Annotated in this window: 11 protein-coding genes; 5 read left to right on the forward strand and 6 right to left on the reverse strand. The window is 68.1% G+C overall.

Features of this window, described 5'->3' with window-relative positions; genetic code table 11:
* Positions 1-397: 397 nt before the first annotated feature.
* Positions 398-3,487, reverse strand: coding sequence for a glycosyltransferase (locus ACFFIC_RS22955; protein ID WP_377054718.1), 3,090 nt, complete (start codon positions 3,485-3,487; stop codon positions 398-400).
* Positions 3,488-4,209: 722 nt separating this feature from the next.
* On the opposite strand from ACFFIC_RS22955, the gene ACFFIC_RS22960 reads away from it, so the two are divergent.
* Positions 4,210-4,689, forward strand: a complete 480-nt coding sequence (locus ACFFIC_RS22960; RefSeq protein ID WP_377054720.1) for a nuclear transport factor 2 family protein — start codon at positions 4,210-4,212, stop codon at positions 4,687-4,689.
* Positions 4,690-4,756: 67 nt separating this feature from the next.
* Here the strand turns inward: ACFFIC_RS22960 and rpsA are convergent, their stop codons facing one another.
* The 5 genes from rpsA to ACFFIC_RS22985 all read right to left on the reverse strand — a co-directional run bounded on the left by rpsA (position 4,757) and on the right by ACFFIC_RS22985 (position 11,840).
* Positions 4,757-6,475, reverse strand: a complete 1,719-nt coding sequence (rpsA, locus tag ACFFIC_RS22965; RefSeq protein WP_377054722.1) for a 30S ribosomal protein S1 — start codon at positions 6,473-6,475, stop codon at positions 4,757-4,759.
* 304 nt (positions 6,476-6,779) lie between these two features.
* Positions 6,780-8,507: a porin gene (locus ACFFIC_RS22970; RefSeq protein ID WP_377054724.1), complete on the reverse strand. Its 1,728-nt coding sequence runs from the start codon at positions 8,505-8,507 to the stop codon at positions 6,780-6,782.
* Between the two features lie 109 nt (positions 8,508-8,616).
* Positions 8,617-9,093 (reverse strand): MarR family winged helix-turn-helix transcriptional regulator, encoded by a 477-nt coding sequence (locus tag ACFFIC_RS22975; RefSeq protein WP_377054726.1) that lies wholly within the window; start codon positions 9,091-9,093, stop codon positions 8,617-8,619.
* A gap of 7 nt (positions 9,094-9,100) precedes the next feature.
* On the reverse strand, positions 9,101-10,096 hold the full coding sequence (locus tag ACFFIC_RS22980) for a tripartite tricarboxylate transporter substrate binding protein (protein WP_377054728.1): 996 nt from the start codon (positions 10,094-10,096) through the stop codon (positions 9,101-9,103).
* A 97-nt stretch (positions 10,097-10,193) separates the two neighbouring features.
* On the reverse strand, positions 10,194-11,840 hold the full coding sequence (locus ACFFIC_RS22985; RefSeq protein ID WP_377054730.1) for an FAD-dependent oxidoreductase: 1,647 nt from the start codon (positions 11,838-11,840) through the stop codon (positions 10,194-10,196).
* Positions 11,841-12,582: 742 nt separating this feature from the next.
* Here ACFFIC_RS22985 and ACFFIC_RS22990 point away from each other — a divergent pair.
* The 4 genes from ACFFIC_RS22990 to phnC all read left to right on the forward strand — a co-directional run bounded on the left by ACFFIC_RS22990 (position 12,583) and on the right by phnC (position 16,748).
* Positions 12,583-13,425, forward strand: coding sequence for an ABC transporter permease (locus tag ACFFIC_RS22990; RefSeq protein ID WP_377054732.1), 843 nt, complete (start codon positions 12,583-12,585; stop codon positions 13,423-13,425).
* Positions 13,426-13,615: 190 nt separating this feature from the next.
* Positions 13,616-13,777 (forward strand): hypothetical protein, encoded by a 162-nt coding sequence (locus ACFFIC_RS22995; RefSeq protein ID WP_377054734.1) that lies wholly within the window; start codon positions 13,616-13,618, stop codon positions 13,775-13,777.
* A gap of 377 nt (positions 13,778-14,154) precedes the next feature.
* Positions 14,155-15,603, forward strand: coding sequence for a glycosyltransferase family 4 protein (locus tag ACFFIC_RS23000; protein ID WP_377054736.1), 1,449 nt, complete (start codon positions 14,155-14,157; stop codon positions 15,601-15,603).
* A 338-nt stretch (positions 15,604-15,941) separates the two neighbouring features.
* Positions 15,942-16,748, forward strand: coding sequence for a phosphonate ABC transporter ATP-binding protein (gene phnC / locus ACFFIC_RS23005; protein WP_377054738.1), 807 nt, complete (start codon positions 15,942-15,944; stop codon positions 16,746-16,748).
* Positions 16,749-16,767 lie beyond the last annotated feature (19 nt).

Below are 16,767 nucleotides of genomic sequence, written 5' to 3' on the forward strand. Positions count from 1 at the left end.
CGCCGAGGGCCGAGCGGAGCGTGAGCAAGCTGCGGCAGGTTGAGGTGCCCACAGGGCCAGGGCGAGCCGGCCCGGAGGCGGTGCCCGCGACCATGCTGAACGGCGTCAAGGGGTAGGCCAGCGCCGACCGGGCGGGGCGACTGCCCGGGGCAGCCTCTGAGCAATCCCAGGGCGTCTTCGCTCTGACCTTATGCGAGAACGGGAAGGTGGGGGTGCTTGGTTGAGCAAGTCCCCGTCGCCGGGTTCCACCGCCGTGGGAACACGAGGCAAGACTCCTCGCAGAAGGGCCGGTTTGTCCGACCCCTCGGTTCGCCCACCTGCCTTGCGAGGCAGCGCAGGTGGGGAGATGGCCAACAGATCCGCCGGGGCAGGTTTCCTCAGCCCGGTGTGGTGGGGATCATCTTTTGTGCCCCCCCTGGTGCACCCGACGGGCCTGGCCGCCTCTCGCAACCTCCTCCACCTGGGCAACGAAGCTTTCCAGCGGCTCCTTCCATTCCCAGATCCGCGGAACGCGGTTCCTCGGCGCGCCGCTTTCGTTGACGATGAAGCGAGCTGCTTCGTCCGGGTCGTTCGTGACCGCCACGCCGAAGGCCTTATGCGCGGGTATATCCGAGGCAATGACCGGAAGACCCATGGCAAGCGCCTGGCCGATGCCGAGATTGTAGCCCTCCCAGCGGGAGAAGCTCGCGTAGAAATCGGAGGCCGCATAAAGGTCAAACATCTCCTCGTCATCCACGTTCGCGATCACCGTCAGGCCGCATCCCTCCATCGCGACGACATCATCGGCCGTTCCCTTGCCGCAAAGAACAAAGACCGTCTTCGAGCCGAGTGCCGGGTTCATTCTCATGAGCGAATCCCTCATGAACGTGTAAGTGTCGACACCCTTGTAGGCACGTTCCCCGGCGTGAAAGCGGCAGACGTTCAGAATGACGGTGCTGTCTTCCCAGCCCCGGTCGGCGCGCACGGTCGTCCGCCGCCGCGCCGCCAGCTCATCCCATCGTCCGAGATGTGAATTTCCCAGCGGAACGACGCCGTCCGGCGGAAAGGCAGCCTCATTCGCCACAGCGTCCGAGATCGCCAGCACCCGAGTGGCCGCGGCGAGTTCCATCGCCTTTATCTCAAGCTGATTGCGCCGTTCCGGTGCTTCCGAAAACAGTTCGGGCGGCGGTTCGCCATAGTCGTAGGCAAGGACAGGCGGGTAGGTGCCGACCCAGCGAGCAACCCCGAAATAAGGCGGCGTGTGAGCGACGATCACATCGACATTGAGATCGCTGGCCAGCGTCGCTGCAGAGCGTGGATCATGCACCTCGAAGATCGCCTGTTCGCCGAAGCCGAAATCGCGATCCGACTTTTCACCCGCAAGAAGGACCTGATGCCCCGCTTTAACAAGAGCCCGCACCTGCTGCTCGATCACAACCGCCACGCCATGGCCGCGGGCGTATGTGATCGAAAGAAAAAGCACCTTGAGTGACTGCGCGGCCGGGGCCTTCCATGCAGAACGCCGGCGTGGTGCGAAGGCGAGCTTGTATGGAACCTCCAGCGAGAGGTTCGGCGAATAGAACGGATCATTGCGAAACAACTCAGGGTACACGCGCAGTGCAAGGCATGTTTCGTGACGGGCGAGGCGGATCTTTTCCGGGGTGTCGTCGTAGCCGCGGGTTTTGCTTTCATGATGGGTGATCAGAGGGTCGCCGACGTAGAAGTTGTCGAGGCCCTGCATCAGAAGATCGAGGCAGAGCATCACGTCGTTGAACGAAACGCGGAATTCCTCTCGCAACCCGCCCACTGCGAGGAATCGGTCGCGCCGCACCATCAGGCAGGCTCCCGTGACGGCGGAGATCTCGTGCGTCAGTTTGGCGAGGCCTGCATAGCCCGGGTCCTCGGCACCCAGAAAAAGATGGGCGTGCGCTGCCGCCCCCTGCACGCCAAGGATGATGCCCCCGTGCTGCACCTTGCCATCGCCGTAAAGCAACTTGGTGCCGACCGCTCCGGCGTCGGGAAGCAGGGCATAGGCCGCGAGCTTCTTGAGCCATGCCGGATCAAGCACCTCCGTATCGTTGTTCAGCAGCACCAGAAGTTCACCGCGCGCGAGTTGCGCCGCGGCGTTGTTCAGTCTTGCGTAATTGAAAGGATGCGGGTCGCGCAGGACCCGGATCTCTCCTGCGGCCTCCGCCTGCGCGAGTCCGTCAAGCGTTTCGGCCTCCGTCGAGTTATTGTCCACAACAATCACGTCAAGCTGGTGGCGAGGCCAGTCGGTCATCTTCAGGCTGGCCAGGCATGCCTGGAGAAGGTTCCAGCTGTCGCGGGTCGGAATGACAATGCTGACGCCCGGCAGACGATCCGGCAGAGGCGGAGTCGATGGCGATGGAACCCGGGGGAGTGCGACGTCGTGAAACGTGACATGCGGAACGTGCAGGATCTTTCGATCGGCCAGTTCAAGTGCGATGTCCCGCGCGAGGGAGGCAGCCCCGCCACCCATCATCCGCAGGCGGCTTGCAAGCCCGGCGATGCCGTGCACGGAAGGGCGTACCGCCGTCATTTTCCCCAGAAGGATGCCGGCTTCAGCAAGGCGCCTCGCGAATTTTGGCTTGAAGAAGGGAGTGTGGGGCACTCCATCGGCGCCGAGGCGATCCTCATCAGAATAAGCCAGCATGGCCGTTTGATCTGCGGCAAGGGCATCGACGAGGATTCTCGGCCCATGGGGACGCGGGATGGCCCCCGCCTCAAGCAGGAGGACCACCGCATCAGCAGGGGTCGTGTCGCCCGCTTGGAGGAAACGTGGGTCATCGATCAAGGCATGGGCATGTGCCTCGGATGTTCTTGCATTGCATTCTTCATCGAAGATGATCTGGGCATGCCAGCGGAGCCCGACGATCATGCGAAGGGCTTCAAGCGTCCGGTCGAGAAACGCGAGAGTTCCCGAGGAAGCCCCGATGAAAAAGAAAGCCTCGGGAACATCGCCTGCGCTTACCTGCAGTCGCTTCGTGTCCTCAACGTCAGGCGTATCGAAGCGCGCGGACCAGGCGGCATAACTCGCGACCGCCGCTTCATGGAGCGCCGGTTCGCCCTGGTGCGCGAGCACCGCCGGATCCTTGCCGGCCGGGGCACGGAAGAAGCGCTTAACAACCCGAACGCGTTCCATCGCGAATCGCAGCGGTGCAGTGGCCGCCCAAGATGTTGACCGCAGAAGGTCTTCCAGCCGTTTTTCGGCGGCGTCGGCCCGGGCCGCCAGGATGCCCCTCCATCTTTCCGAGTCCTGCAGCCGTTCCTCCGCGGCCTTTGTCCGCGCCTCGCTGATTTCAATCCGCGCGCTCAGAGCACGGATTTCCTCGCGCTGCTCGGCGATCCGCTCGGCAAGGTTGTGCCTTTCCTGCTCAAGCTTCTCCTGGATTCGCTGGATTTCGGCGCGGTGTGCGGCCAGCATCTCGTGCTGCTTGGTTCGTTCTGCCTCGATCATCGCGTTCAACCGGTGGATATCATCGTCCATCGTACTTTCCTTACCAGGCTCACCACTGCAGCCAGCACATCACGCGAGGCAATCGGCCATCTTGAGGGCGATGCACCAAGGTAGCATCAGCAGCCCTTCCGAGAGAATGAGGCCGCACGGCCTTCGCCCCTGGAAGCCGCCGGGGGCTTCGGGAGGGTGGGGGAGCATCAGCGGCCGGAGGAGGTCGGGGCAGGGGCAGGGGCAGGGGCAGGGGCAGGGGCAGGGGCAGGGGCAGGATGCTCACCTCGACATCTGCGTGGGTGGAATGTGCGCCGGCATGGAGACGCGACGGCCGGGCTGGCCCAGCCGGAGCTGCCTGGCAGGGTGGCGACAACCTCCGCCACTTCCCCCGCGTGCCGTTTCCGTTCAGGAGCCGTTCGGCATGTTGTCTGGCTGCATGAAGCGCGCAGTCCGCGCCCGCAGGAAGCGGCCCGGGCCGCGCTGCGGCCGGTCCTGCCCCGGGAGCTCCGGCCGTGCCGCCGCGGGGCACGAGCAGCCCGCGCGGGCAAGGGCGGCGCATGCCTCCGCGGCGTGTTGCGGCGCATCACGCCAGGACAGGTCACGACCGTTGAAGCCCATCCGCCATGGCCACGCCTGCCAAGGCCGGCAGGGTGCCTCATGATGGGCTGAGCTCGTGGCAGAGAGGGGGTGACGGCGCGGGTGGATCCCTCCTAGCCTTTCTCCCGGCGCGAAGCGCCGAGGCAGAATGCCAGGAGGAACGCGTGCCCCATTCCCGCCGTCATCTCGCCATCGCCGCCGGGGGGACCCTCGCCCTGCTCGGCGCGGCATCCGCCATGGCCCAGACAGCCGCTCCGACGGCCGGTACCCGGTCCACGGAAGAGGCTGCCGTGGGCAATGCCGTCGAACGGCTGCGCCAGGCCATGATCTCGGCCGACCGCGCCGGGCTGGAGGCCGCCGCCGCCGATGCCCTGACCTATGGGCACTCCTCCGGCCGGCTCGAGAACAAGGAGCAGTTCGTCGCCTCCATCGTGGAGGGGCGCAGCGTCTTCCGCAGCATCGACCTGTCGGAACAGGCCATCCACGTGTCGGGCGATGTCGCCACGGTCCGGCACCTTCTTACCGCCCAGACCATGGATGGCGGGCGGCCCGGCAACGTGCGGATCGGCGTGCTGCTCGTTTTTCAGAAGCAGGGCGGCGACTGGAAGCTGCTCGCCCGCCAGGCGGTGCCGCGCCCGGCCTGAGGGGGCGCCCTGAACGAAAAAGGGCCGCCCCTCGCGGGGCGGCCCTCCTTCGGTTCAGCCCGGACGATCACTCGTCCGTGGACAGGTTCCGGCGGCGGATGGCGGCGCCCAGGATGTCGCCCAGCGAAGCACCGCTGTCGGACGTCCCGAACTCCTTCACCGCCTCGCGCTCCTCCTCGATCTCCTTGCCCTTGATGGTCAGGGCCAGGCGGCGGGCGGCGCGGTCGATGCCGGTGACCTTGGCATCCACCTTCTCGCCGATCGCGAACTTCTCGGGGCGCTGGTCGCCGCGGTCGCGGGCCAGCTCGGCGCGACGGATGAAGCCGGTGAGGACCTCGTCGATCTTCACCTCGATGCCGTTGGCCTCGACCTTGGTGACGATGCAGGTGACGATCTCACCCTTCTTCACCTTGTCCAGCACCTCGGCGGCCGGATCGGCCTCGAGCTGCTTGATGCCGAGCGAGATGCGCTCCTTCTCGACGTCGATATCAAGGACCTTGGCCTTGACCATGTCGCCCTTGTTGTAGTTCGCCATCGCCTGCTCGGGCGAAAGGTCCCACGACAGGTCGGACATGTGGACCATGCCGTCGATCTCCGGGGCCAGGCCCACGAACAGCCCGAACTCGGTGATGTTGCGGATCTCGCCCTCGACGACCGTCCCCGGGGCGTGGGTCTCCATGAAGACCTCCCACGGGTTGCCCTGCGCCTGCTTGAGGCCGAGCGAGATGCGGCGCTTGGGCTCGTCCACGTCCAGGATGACCACCTCCACTTCCTGCGAAGTGGCGACGATCTTGCCCGGATGGACGTTCTTCTTCGTCCAGGACATCTCGGACACGTGCACCAGGCCCTCGACGCCCGGCTCCAGCTCCACGAAGGCGCCGTAGTCGGTGATGTTCGTCACGCGGCCGGAGAACTTGCCCTGCACCGGGTACTTGGCGGCGACGCCCTCCCACGGGTCGGACATCAGCTGCTTCATGCCGAGCGAGATGCGCTGCGTCTCGGAGTTGAAGCGGATGACCTGCACCTTCACCGGCTGCCCGATCGTCAGGGCCTCGGAGGGGTGGTTGATGCGGCGCCAGGCGATGTCGGTGACGTGCAGCAGCCCGTCCACGCCGCCCAGGTCCACGAAGGCGCCGTAGTCGGTGATGTTCTTCACCACGCCGTCGAGCACCATGCCTTCCTTGAGGCCCTGGATCAGCTCGGAACGCTGCTCGGCGCGCGTCTCCTCGAGAACGGCGCGGCGCGACACCACGATGTTCCCGCGGGCGCGGTCCATCTTGAGGATCTGGAAGGGCTGCGGGCTGCCCATCAGCGGGCCGACGTCGCGCACGGGGCGGATATCGACCTGGGAGCCCGGAAGGAAGGCCACGGCGCCGCCGAGGTCGACGGTGAAGCCGCCCTTCACGCGCCCGAAGATGACGCCGTTCACGCGGACCTGCGCCTGGAACTGCTTCTCCAGGTTGGTCCAGGCCTCCTCGCGCCGCGCCTTCTCGCGCGACAGCACGATGGAGCCGTCGCGGTCCTCGTAGCGCTCGACGAAGAGCTCGATCAGGTCGCCCGGCTTGACCTCGGGCTTCTGGCCCTGGGCCGCGAACTCGCGGAGCGGCACGCGCCCCTCGCTCTTGAGACCGACATCGACGACGGCGACGTCGTCATCGATCCGGATCACCTTGCCCGTGACGACGGAGCCGGCGAAGCCGGTATCGGCGCCCAGCGTCTCGTCGAGAAGGGAGGCAAAGTCCTCGCCGCCGGCCATGGGCCGGTCGAGGGTGGTGGCAGATGCCATGTAGCGGTGTGTTCCTGAAGGCGGGGCGCAGCGCGCCGCCTGGGTCCTGCGCCCCATCCCTCTGCCGCCGCGCGCGGCCGGCTGGATGACACGTCTTGCCCGGTCGGGCCTGTTCGGGAGACACCCGGGTACGGGTGCGCGACCGGGAGTCAGACCCCCGGTAGCCGGACCCCATTAGGCGATCAGGCCGGTCGGATGCAAGGGAAACCCCGGGCCGGGAGGGCGTCCCGCTCCCACGGAGGGGCCGGGTCCTCCTTTACCGGGGGCTTTGCCGGGCGCGGGGTGGCCGGCCCGGCCCGCCGCCTCAGAACCGCACGATGGCGGAGGCCTGGATGCGGTCCGACTGGCCGCCCCGCACGCCGTTCAGGTTCCGGTTCTGCAGGGTGCGCTCCGTGTGGATGTACTCGATCCCGAGGTCCACCGGGCGCACGGGGCTCCAGATCAGGTTGATCGCCCCCGCCCAGATCTCCTGGTTCACGCCGTCACAGACCGAGCCCGCGCCGGCGCCGGCGCAGCCGGCGAAGGCGCGGACGTAGTCGGGATAGGTGAGCCGCACCCCGTGGAGCGAGAGGTTGCTGCGAAGCGAGGGCGTGAAGTGGTACTGCGCCCCCACCAGCCCGGCCAGCACGCCCACCGTGTCGATGTCGCGGCCCCCGCCCTGAACCGCGGGCAGGCCGAAATTGGACACGGCGCCGAAGCCGGCGGAGCTGGAATCGAGGTAGCGCCCCAGCCCTTCGCCGTACTGCACGCTGCCGGCCAGGATCAGCCGCTTGTCCAGCAGGTTCAACGCCCCGGTCGCGCCCACCCCGAAACCCAGCGCGGAATCGGTGTAGCGCGCGGCGGGGCTGGCGGCGCCGCGGTTGTCGATCCGCACCTGGCGCAGCACGCCGCGCAGCGCGGCGAAGCCCCAGTCGCCTTCCAGGATCGCCTGCCCCGTCAGGTCCGGCACCTGGTTCACCCCGAAGCCCGCCCCGCCATTGGCGTCGGGATAGCTGGTGCCGGAGGTGGCGGCGATGTCGCTGTAGCCGTTCTCCAGCGCGGCCTTGATCGTCACGCCACCTTCCAGGCGGCGGGAGTAGCGGATCTGCGCCTGCCGCACGTTGCTGGCGCCCAGCGGCGTCCAGTCGTTGAGCCATTGCAGGGGCAGCAGCGTGGCATCCCCGAACAGGGTGTTGGACTGCCCGACCAGCACCGTGCCCCAGCCATCCGCCCCGAACTGCCCGAACTCGGCGAAAGCCTGGCGCAGGCGCGGGGTATAGGCGTTCGAGGTTGCCTGGGTGGTCAGGTCCGTGTTCTGGCCAGCGAAATCGAACTCCACCTGCGTGCGCACTTCGCCGAGGCCGTCGAAGGGCGTGCGCGTCTCGATGCCGAGGCGGGAGCGCCGGGCGCTCGCCTGGAAGTCCCCGCCCGTCCGCGCTCCCGCCGCGCCGCGCTCCAGCGGGATCGACTGCCCGCTGATCGAGTCCGAGCGGTTGCGGGGACCGAGGTCGCCGAAGGCGTTGAGCTTGGCGAAGCCGTAGAGCCGCACGGAGGTGTCCGTTCCCGGCACCCGGAAAGAGCCGGGAAAGGAACCGCGCCACTGGCTCAGCGGGGCCTCCCGCTGCGACTGCACGGGGATGGCGGAGGTGACCTGCGGCGGCCCCTGCGTGCTGCTCTCGCGCGACATGCTGTTGCCCGCCGCGGCGTCCAGCGTCCGCACCGGTGGTTGCCCGGCTGCCTGGCCCGTTGCCGGCCGCCCGGTCCCCTCCGGTGCAGGCCGCGCCGCCACCGCCGCGGGGGCCGGCGCCGCGGCGCCACGCGGGGCCCGCTGCTCGGCGCGGCGCTGCGCCGCCTCCAACTGGTCGATCCGGCGTTGCAGGGCGTTCAGCTGCGCCCGCAACTCCCCGACGGATTGCGCCGCCGCCGGAAAGGATAGAAGCAGCAGGGCGGCGGCCCCGCAGGCCGCTTGCAGCCGCCTCCCGGAACCCCGTCCCGAGCGGCTGCCCGCCCCGGGCTCGCCCAACGATTGAAGCAGCGTCCGTCCAGGCGTCACGGGTTCATCCTGTTGCGATGTTGCGGCCGACAGGGTGCGGATCCCGGTGGAGGTCACGCCCGCATCGTCAGGCGTATCGTAGGATGAAACAAGGATGGAGGCGACCCGCTCAGGTCCCGTCCGGGTGCACGTAATCCCACAAGGTTTCGAGAAGCGCCCTCACCCGCTCCTCGCCCAGGTTCTCGCCCATCTCCCCCTGCGCGGCCACCACCGCCCGGCGGAAGTGTTCCAGGAAGTGCAGACCCTGGTCGGTGAAGCGCACGATCTTGGCGCGCCCGTCCGCCGGGTCCGGCTCCCGCCGGACCAGGCCGAGATCGACGCATTGCCCGATCAGCTCCCCCATGGCCTGCTTGGTCATGCTGGCACGGTAGGCGAGTTCCGTCGGACGCGTTCCGGCGACGTCGAGGTTTCGCGTCACGCCGACATGGGCCAGCCGCACGCCATGGAAGCCCTGCTCCGCCAGGCGTTCCAGCACGCGGCTCTCGAAGCGCCTCACGGCCTCGTTCAGCAGCCGCCCGACATTGCGCCGGCGCCAGTCCTCCGTGCTCTCTTCGACGGGTGCGGCGGAGGGGGGCGCATCCGGCACGGCCGCGCTAATCCGCCGAGATGTTGCCGCGCCTGATCACGTCGGCCCAGCGCGCGAGGTCCCGCTTGGCCAGCGCTCCCAGCACCTCCGGCGTGCCTCCGGCCGGCCTCATGCCCTGTGCCAGCAACGCCTCGCGCGTGCGCGGGTCGCCCAGCCAGACGTTGAGGTCGGCGTTCACCCGCTGCACGAAGTCCCCGGGCAGCCCCGCCGGACCGAACAGGCCGAACCAGAGGTCGGCCTGCGATCCCGGGAAGCCGCTCTCGGCCAGGGTCGGCACGTCCGGGGTCGCATCGCTCCGGGTCTCGCCGCAGATCGCCAGCAGGCGGATCTGCCCGGCCTGGGCCAGCGGCAGCGCCGTGTGCACGGGCAGCACCATGGCCGCCAGCCGCTTGCCGATCAGGTCCTGCAGCGAGGGCGCCGCGCCGCGGTAGGGCACGTGGTTCATCTGCACGTTGGCCGTCAGCCCGAACAGCGCCATGGCCAGGTGCTGCGGGGTGCCCACCCCGGGCGAGCCGTAGTCCAGCTCCCCCGGCTTGGCCCGCGCCAGATCGGCCAGTTCCTTCGCGTTGCGGGCGGCCACGTCCGGGTTCACCACCACCACGAGGTCGCCCACGCTGAGCTGGATGATCGGCACGAAGCTGTTGATGGGGTCGTAGGGCACCTGCTTGAACAGGCTGGGATTCATGATGAAGGTGTTGGGCTGCAGCATCAGCGTCCGCCCGTCCGGCGCCGCGCGGGCCACGAACTGGGTGCCGATGTTGCCGCTGGCCCCGGCGCGGTTGTCCACCACCACCGGCTGGCCGAAGCGCTGCTGCAGGGGCGCGGAGATCAGCCGCCCCAGGATGTCGGGCCCTGTGCCGGGGGTATAGGGCACCACCACCGTCACCGGCCCGTCCGGGATGCGCCCCTGCGCGCCCGCGGCGCGGGGCGCCAGCGCCGCCAGGGGCAGCAAGGCCGCCGCCCGCCCGAACCGCCTGCGCCCGAACTGCTCACGCTTGATCATCGCGTTCTCCTCCCCCGCGCATCCGTGCCGCGCCGGCCGGTGCGTCCCGTGCTTGTGCGCAGCATAACCCGCCAGCCCCGCAAGGGGAGGCGGCGCCTCAATGCCCCATGGCCCGCGCGAGCACGGCCGCGGCCGCCCCGGCATCGTTCCCGCGCCAGGCCACCATGTGGTCCGGCCGGATCAGCACGAGGTCGCGCTGGTAAAGATCGCGCAGCCCCTCGGCTTCCGGCGAGACCACGCGCAGATCCATCCCCGCCGCCTCCGCCGCCCGGGCGAAGGGTTCGGCCGAGGCCGGGCCCAGGTGCAGCAGGGTCCATTCCGGCCCGAAGCTGTCGTAAAGCGAGCGGCCGTCGGCCAGCCAGGCATGGGGCGGGCGGCCGCCCGGGCAGGCGCTGGGCTCGTAGCGGTTGGGCTCGTCCGGCGGCGCCGCCGTGCCGTCCGGCACGATCACCGGCGATCCGTCGTAGCGCCCGCCGAAGGTGATGCCGGGGATGTTGAACTCCATCCGCGCATGCGCCTCGAGATGCGCGCCCGCCTCGCGCCGGGCGGCCTCGCCGGCGGGGGTCTCATCCTCCAGCTCCGGCGGCGCCGGGCGATAGCCGAGCGAGTCCGCGAGCCGGCGGGCATAGGCGGTGTTGCGCCGGGCCAGCGCGCCCCGCTCCACCCCGTAGCTTTCCAGCAGGGCGGGGCCGGCGATGCCGCGCAGGGCGGAAGCCAGCTTCCAGCCCAGGTTCACCGCGTCCTCCACCGCCGTGTTGTAGCCGAGGCCGCCCGCCGGGGTGAAAAGATGCGCGGCGTCCCCCGCGATCAGCACGCGGCCCCGCCCGAAGCCCTCGGCCACCAGCGCGTGGCCGGCGGTCCAGGCGGAACGGGAGAGGATCTCGGCGGCGACGGGGCGGCCCACCGCGTGCTCGAACATGTCGCGTGCCCGCGCCTCGGTGATGCCGTCCTCGTTCTCGCCGTCGCGAAGCTGCGTGTGGAAGGCGAACTCGCCGTGCCCGTCGACCGCGGCCATGAAGGCGCGGCGGTCCCCGTTGTAGGTCACGTGCATCCAGGCGGGGGCGTGCGGCACCTCCTCGTGGAAGCGGGGGCAGCGGAGATAGAGGGCGTACATCCGCCCGCCCATGAAGTCCCGCGGCACGCGGGAGGAGCCGCCATAGCGGATGCCGAGCAGCGCCCGCACGAAGGAGCGCGGCCCGTCCGCCCCCACCAGGTAATCCGCCCGGAGCGCGCGGCGGGCCGAGCCGTCCACCGCCTCGATCTCCGCCGAAACGGCGCCCTCCTCCTCGGCGAAGCGGACCAGGCGCCAGCCATAGAGAAGCTTTGCCCCTGCCGCCTCGGCCTTGGCGCGCAGCACCCGCTCGACGAACTTCTGCGACACCCGGTGGGGCAGCTCCGCCGCGCTCCAGGAACCCGACAGCCCCGCCACTCTGGCCCGCGCCTCACGCGCGGAGGGCAGGCGGTAGCGCGCCAGCTCGTGCCCGGCGAAGCGCGTGAAGTAGGCGATGTCCGTGGGATAGTCCGGCGGCATGCCCAGCGCCCGGATCTCGTCGGCGAAGCCCAGGCGGCGGTAGTGCTCCATGGTGCGCGCCTGGGTCGCGTTGGCCTGGGGGTTGAAGGTCGTGCCGGGCTTGTCGTCCACCAGCAGCACGCCGATGCCGCGGCGGGACAGCTCGATGGCCAGCATCAGGCCGCAGGGCCCGCCGCCGGCGATCAGCACGGGAACGCGTGCCGCCGCTTCCATGTCCGTCCTCCCCCTTCGAAACAGATGGTAAGGAAGCCTTACGACCCCAGCAAGGCCTAGTCGTTCCGGGCAATTTCCGATGCTGGCGCCGTTTTGCCAATCCGGATTGAGGTGGCGCGCTGAGCCATCCGCGCCAATCGCGGGCGTTGCGGCGCTGCCCGGAGGTGGAGAGGTTGCGCGAGGGGATGGCCTGTGCGGCGGGCCGGGCTGCGAGGGCTCCCTCCCTCCCTGCCCAGCCTCGGCTTTGGCGAGGGTGCCGCCGGGCAGCCTCCGGCGCTGGCTGATCAAGGAGGTGCCCTTCGGGAGCCGGCAACCCGTCAGGGCCGCGCCGCCCCCTCCTCCGCGGCTTTCACGACCGGCACTGCCTCCGCCCGGCCGCTGGCCACAAAGCCCGGGCCGGGATCGCTCAGGCCGCACCCCGTGTCCGCTCGAGGAGGGGGGAGGAAGGCCGATGGCGGTTTCACCGGCTTCGGCGTGCGACCGTGTCAACGACACCGGGGTGTAGGCACTCGGGAGCGACGGCGCCCGCATCCATCCCGGGCCGGGTGCCGCCGTCACCGGGCGAGTTCCCTCATCGGCTGCGGCGAAGTCCATCGGCGCCCAGGCCTGCGGATATCCTCACCCCGCGCGTTCATTCCGCTCAGCCTCGCTTGGCCGGGCGTTCAGCTTGATGGGAGCAGTTCCACCAGGCGGGGTCGCGGGACTGGCAGACGAGCTATAGATCATCATACAATCCCAGGCGATGCTGAAGAATTCCTTTGCTCAATCCGAGACCTACGTGTTCGACGCTGGGTTGCCGCGCCGCGGGGAGGTTGCCTACGCGGACCTGCGCGACGGCCTTGCCTCCTGGCGCCTTGCCTGGGCTCTCGCCCGCCTTGACTTACGCAACCGCTACCGCGGTTCCGTCATCGGGCCGTTCTGGGTGACGCTGTCGACGGCCGCCATGTTGGTGGGGCTGGGCCTGCTCTACTCCCGCTTGCTGGGGTTCAGCCTGGCGGATTACCTGCCCCATCTGTCCGTCAGCCTGGTGACCTGGAACGTCATCTCCGCCATCGTGGGTGACGCCTGCGTCACCATGACGGGCGCCGAAGGCGTGATCCGTCAGCTGCGCGTTCCCTTCACCGTGCATGCTCTGCGCACCGTCTTCCGGAACGCTCTCACTGCGGCCCATAATCTTCCGCTGATGCTGCTGGTTTTGCTGATTTTCTGGAAGCTTCCCGGGTTCGAGGGGCTGCTGGCGCTGGTGGGCGTCGCCCTGCTTCTGGTCAATGCCTTCTTCGCGTCGCTCCTGCTCGGCATGGTGTGTGCCCGTTTCCGCGACATCGGACCGATCGTGACGAACGTGATGCAGCTCGCCTTCTTTCTCACGCCCATCATCTGGAAGCCGGAACTGCTGAAGGAGGCGGCCGTATGGTTGCCGCTCAATCCCTTCTATGCCCTGGTGGAAACCATTCGGGGGCCCCTGGTCGAAGGCGGCGGAAGCCCGCTCACATGGTTGGCTGCCTTCCTGTACACCGCGATCCTCGGCATCGTTTCCGTGAGCTTTTTTGTCCGGTTCCGCGGACGGCTTGCCTTCTGGGTCTGATGCCTTGGTACAGGTCACAGCATGCCGGCCGTGTACCGATTTCATGCTCCTTCGCCTCCTGGCACATAACCTGAGGACGGCGCGGCTGCCCGGGCCCGCAACATGGGTGCGGGCCGATAAGGCAACCCATGTGGCAGGGAGCGTTCCGCGCGATCCGCGTGTTCGAAAGGACGCTGCCGGATGGACTGTCATGACCGGCGGCAGCAGTGCCGGCGGAACGATCCTGCTTCGCCGGCCTGCCAGCGTCCATAAGCCTGCCGGAGGCCGGCTGGTCATCAAAGGCTGGCGGGCGCCCTCATCGACCCGGCTGCTGACCTGGATCGACGGCTGTTCTGCCCGTCCGCCGGTCTGAATGGTTTTTGCTATCTTTGCTGGCGTGCAAAGTGAATTCCGCCAGTCAACTCGTGGTTCATGGCTGGAAATGGACCGTCACGGACAAAGCCGCAGCACGGTCCGCTGATCTCACCTCCGCCACGGGCATCGTGATGATCGAAGCTCAGGACATGCGGTTGCGCATCGTTGCCGTGCCCTGGCCTGTTCCCAACGTAGGGCGGCGGGATCGTGGCGGATGAAGCGAAACATAACCCAGCGGTGTTTGAGCGGGCAGAGACAGGAGGCGAAAGCGCCTCCGGCGATCTTCTCGGAAGGCGCGCATGGCACCCTTCTGCCGAAATGCCTATCCTAACCAGAAACCACCTCGATGGCACATAAGATGGAACAACTCCTCCGATGACTCTCTGGCTCGATGTGGATGATCTCCTCTCATACGCTCAACATCACGCACGTCCGAGCGGCATCCAGAGGGTTTCCTTTGAGGTATCTGCCGAGCTGGCAAACCTGCTTGGTGATGGCGTGCGGTTCTGCCGGCACGATCCTGTGGCAGACAAGCTGCGCACCTTACCCTGGGAAGCAATCAGCAAATATTTTCTGAAGCTTTCCGAGCCAGTACCAGAAGAGAAACCTTCCCGGGTGGCGTCCCCACAAGCGTCTGGAGGCGCCGCGGTACCGTTGCGCCAACGGCTGGGGCGCTTTCTAGCCGAGCGGATGCCGGTCGAGGTGCGTGTTCCCTTGATCAAGGCGTACCGGTCGCAGCGCGCAGCGATCTCAGCCCAAGGCGAGGTGCTGCGGCAGGGCGGGCGCGCCTTGATGGCCAGCCCGGCCTTGCTGCGCGGCCAGATTCAGCAAAGCGACGATCCCGCTCAACATGGCTGCGACATCCGCGACCTCATCAAGCCAGGGGATGTTTTCGGGATCCTCGGCGCGCCCTGGGCCCACCCGGACTATGCGGGCTTCATCAATCGCTCCCTGGAGGGGCGCTCCGTACGCATCATGCTGCTTGTGCATGACCTGATCCCGCTCATGCATCCCGAGTGGTGTGAGGCTGGACTGGTGAAGGTGTTCGACCGCTGGTTCAGGGGTCTGGCTCCGCATGTCGACCAGTTTTTTGCCGTCTCCAACGCGACCGCGCGGGATATAGGACGCTGGGCTGCACGCGAGGGCGTTTCCCTCAAGCTGCCGGCACGGACGATGCCGATCGGAACTGGCTTCTCGGGAGCCCTGCCTCGTACCGGCGCGGCTTTGCCCAGCAACCTGGAGCCAGGAGGCTACGCGCTGATCGTTTCGACCATCGAGGCGCGCAAGAACCACCTTCTCGCCTTCGGTGCCTGGCGACGCATGTTGGAGGAAATGCCCGCGGAGGCCGTGCCAACACTCGTCTTTGCAGGCCGTGTCGGCTGGCTGGTCAACGACCTGATGCAGCAACTCGAAAACTGCGCTTATCTTGGCGGCAAGGTGGTCGTCGTGACCAACCCCGATGATGCGGAGCTGGCCGCCCTTTACCAGGGTTGCCGCTTCACTCTGTTCCCGTCCCTCTACGAAGGATGGGGGCTGCCTGTGACGGAAAGCCTCTCCTTCGGAAAGCTATGCATCGCTTCGGACAGGGCCTCGGTACCCGAGGCAGGCGGCGATTTCTGCCTTTATATCGACCCCGATAACCTGACAGGTGCAACGGAGATAATCCGGAAGGCTTGCGTGGACGACGGCCTGATCGAAGAATGCGAGAGGAAAATCCGTGACGGGTTCCGGCCTGTTTCCTGGCGTCGCTCGGCCGAGGTTCTGGCTGCCGATCTGGGTCTGACAGGCCAACCCGAATCGTCCTTTCAGCTTCCGAGACGCTGACCTTCGCCGGGACCTGGCCTCGCGTTTTCACCGAGGGCCGGCATCCGCGACGCCGCCACCGGCTGCACGCGCGCGAGCGACAAGGCCACCAGGCCCTTTCCCTGGCCCAGGCTCCCTGCAGGCCGGGCAGGCGGGTGGTGCGGACCCCAGGCGAATGCCGGTTCGGTGCCTTCCCCGTCATGGCTCCATTCCCTCGACATCCGGAGCGGTTCAGTCCGCAGGTTCCCTCCTGATACGCCAAGACCAGCGGGGGAACGGCATGCGTCGGCCCTGTCTGTCATCATTGCTTCATGCCTCCTTCACGGAGATGTCCGGCAAGTCCCACTAAGCCCCGCCCCATGTTGATTATCGAGGGACTGACCCGCCACTTCAGTGGCCGGGTCGCTGTGGACGATGTTTGCATGGAGGTGCCGCGCGGCGCCTTCGTCGGAGTCATCGGCCGCTCCGGCGCGGGCAAGTCCACCCTGCTCCGGATGGTGAACCGCCTGGCCGAACCCAGCGCGGGCCGCATTCTCTGGAACGGCACCGACGTGACGGAGATGCGCGGCAAGGCGCTGCGCGACTGGCGGTCGCGCTGCGCCATGGTGTTCCAGGGCTTCAATCTTTCCGGCCGGCTCGACGTACTGACCAACGTCCTCGTCGGACGCCTGAACAAGGTGCCCGCACACCGCTCGCTCCTGCGCCTGTGGTCCGATGCGGACCGTGCGATCGCCCTTTCGGCACTGGAGCACTTCGACATCGCCGAACTCGCGGCGCAGCGCGCCGAGCATCTGTCGGGTGGCCAGCAGCAGCGCGTCGCCATCGCGCGCGCCCTGGTGCAGGAGCCGGAGATCATCCTCGCGGACGAACCCATCGCCTCGCTGGATCCGCGGAACACGCGGGTCGTGATGGATGCCCTGGCGCGGATCAACCGCGACTACGGCATCACCATCCTTTGCAATCTCCACTCGCTCGACATCGCCCGCACCTATTGCGACCGGCTCGTCGGCCTTTCCGCCGGGCGACTGGTCTTCGATGGGACGCCGGACGCGCTGGATGCCGAAGCCGCCCGCCGACTCTACGGCCTGGAGGCGGCGGAGGTGATGGAAACCGCTCCGCTGGCGCTGATGGGGCCAGCCCCGAGCCCCTTCCTGGCCCATACCTGACGGGCGCCGACATGCCCGC

The sequence above is a fragment of the Muricoccus vinaceus genome (genome assembly GCF_042433125.1).
GTDB classification, from domain to species: Bacteria; Pseudomonadota; Alphaproteobacteria; order Acetobacterales; family Acetobacteraceae; genus Roseomonas; species Roseomonas vinacea.

Excerpts from the sequence above, each read along its gene's own strand:
- ACFFIC_RS22955 (WP_377054718.1), bottom strand. The coding sequence starts at position 3,487 with ATGGACGATGATATCCACCGGTTGAACGCGATGATCGAGGCAGAACGA.
- ACFFIC_RS22980 (WP_377054728.1), bottom strand. The coding sequence starts at position 10,096 with ATGATCAAGCGTGAGCAGTTCGGGCGCAGGCGGTTCGGGCGGGCGGCG.
- ACFFIC_RS22990 (WP_377054732.1), top strand. The coding sequence starts at position 12,583 with ATGCTGAAGAATTCCTTTGCTCAATCCGAGACCTACGTGTTCGACGCT.
- ACFFIC_RS22985 (WP_377054730.1), bottom strand. The coding sequence starts at position 11,840 with ATGGAAGCGGCGGCACGCGTTCCCGTGCTGATCGCCGGCGGCGGGCCC.
- rpsA (WP_377054722.1), bottom strand. The coding sequence starts at position 6,475 with ATGGCATCTGCCACCACCCTCGACCGGCCCATGGCCGGCGGCGAGGAC.
- ACFFIC_RS23000 (WP_377054736.1), top strand. The coding sequence starts at position 14,155 with ATGACTCTCTGGCTCGATGTGGATGATCTCCTCTCATACGCTCAACAT.
- ACFFIC_RS22995 (WP_377054734.1), top strand. The coding sequence starts at position 13,616 with ATGACCGGCGGCAGCAGTGCCGGCGGAACGATCCTGCTTCGCCGGCCT.
- phnC (WP_377054738.1), top strand. The coding sequence starts at position 15,942 with ATGTTGATTATCGAGGGACTGACCCGCCACTTCAGTGGCCGGGTCGCT.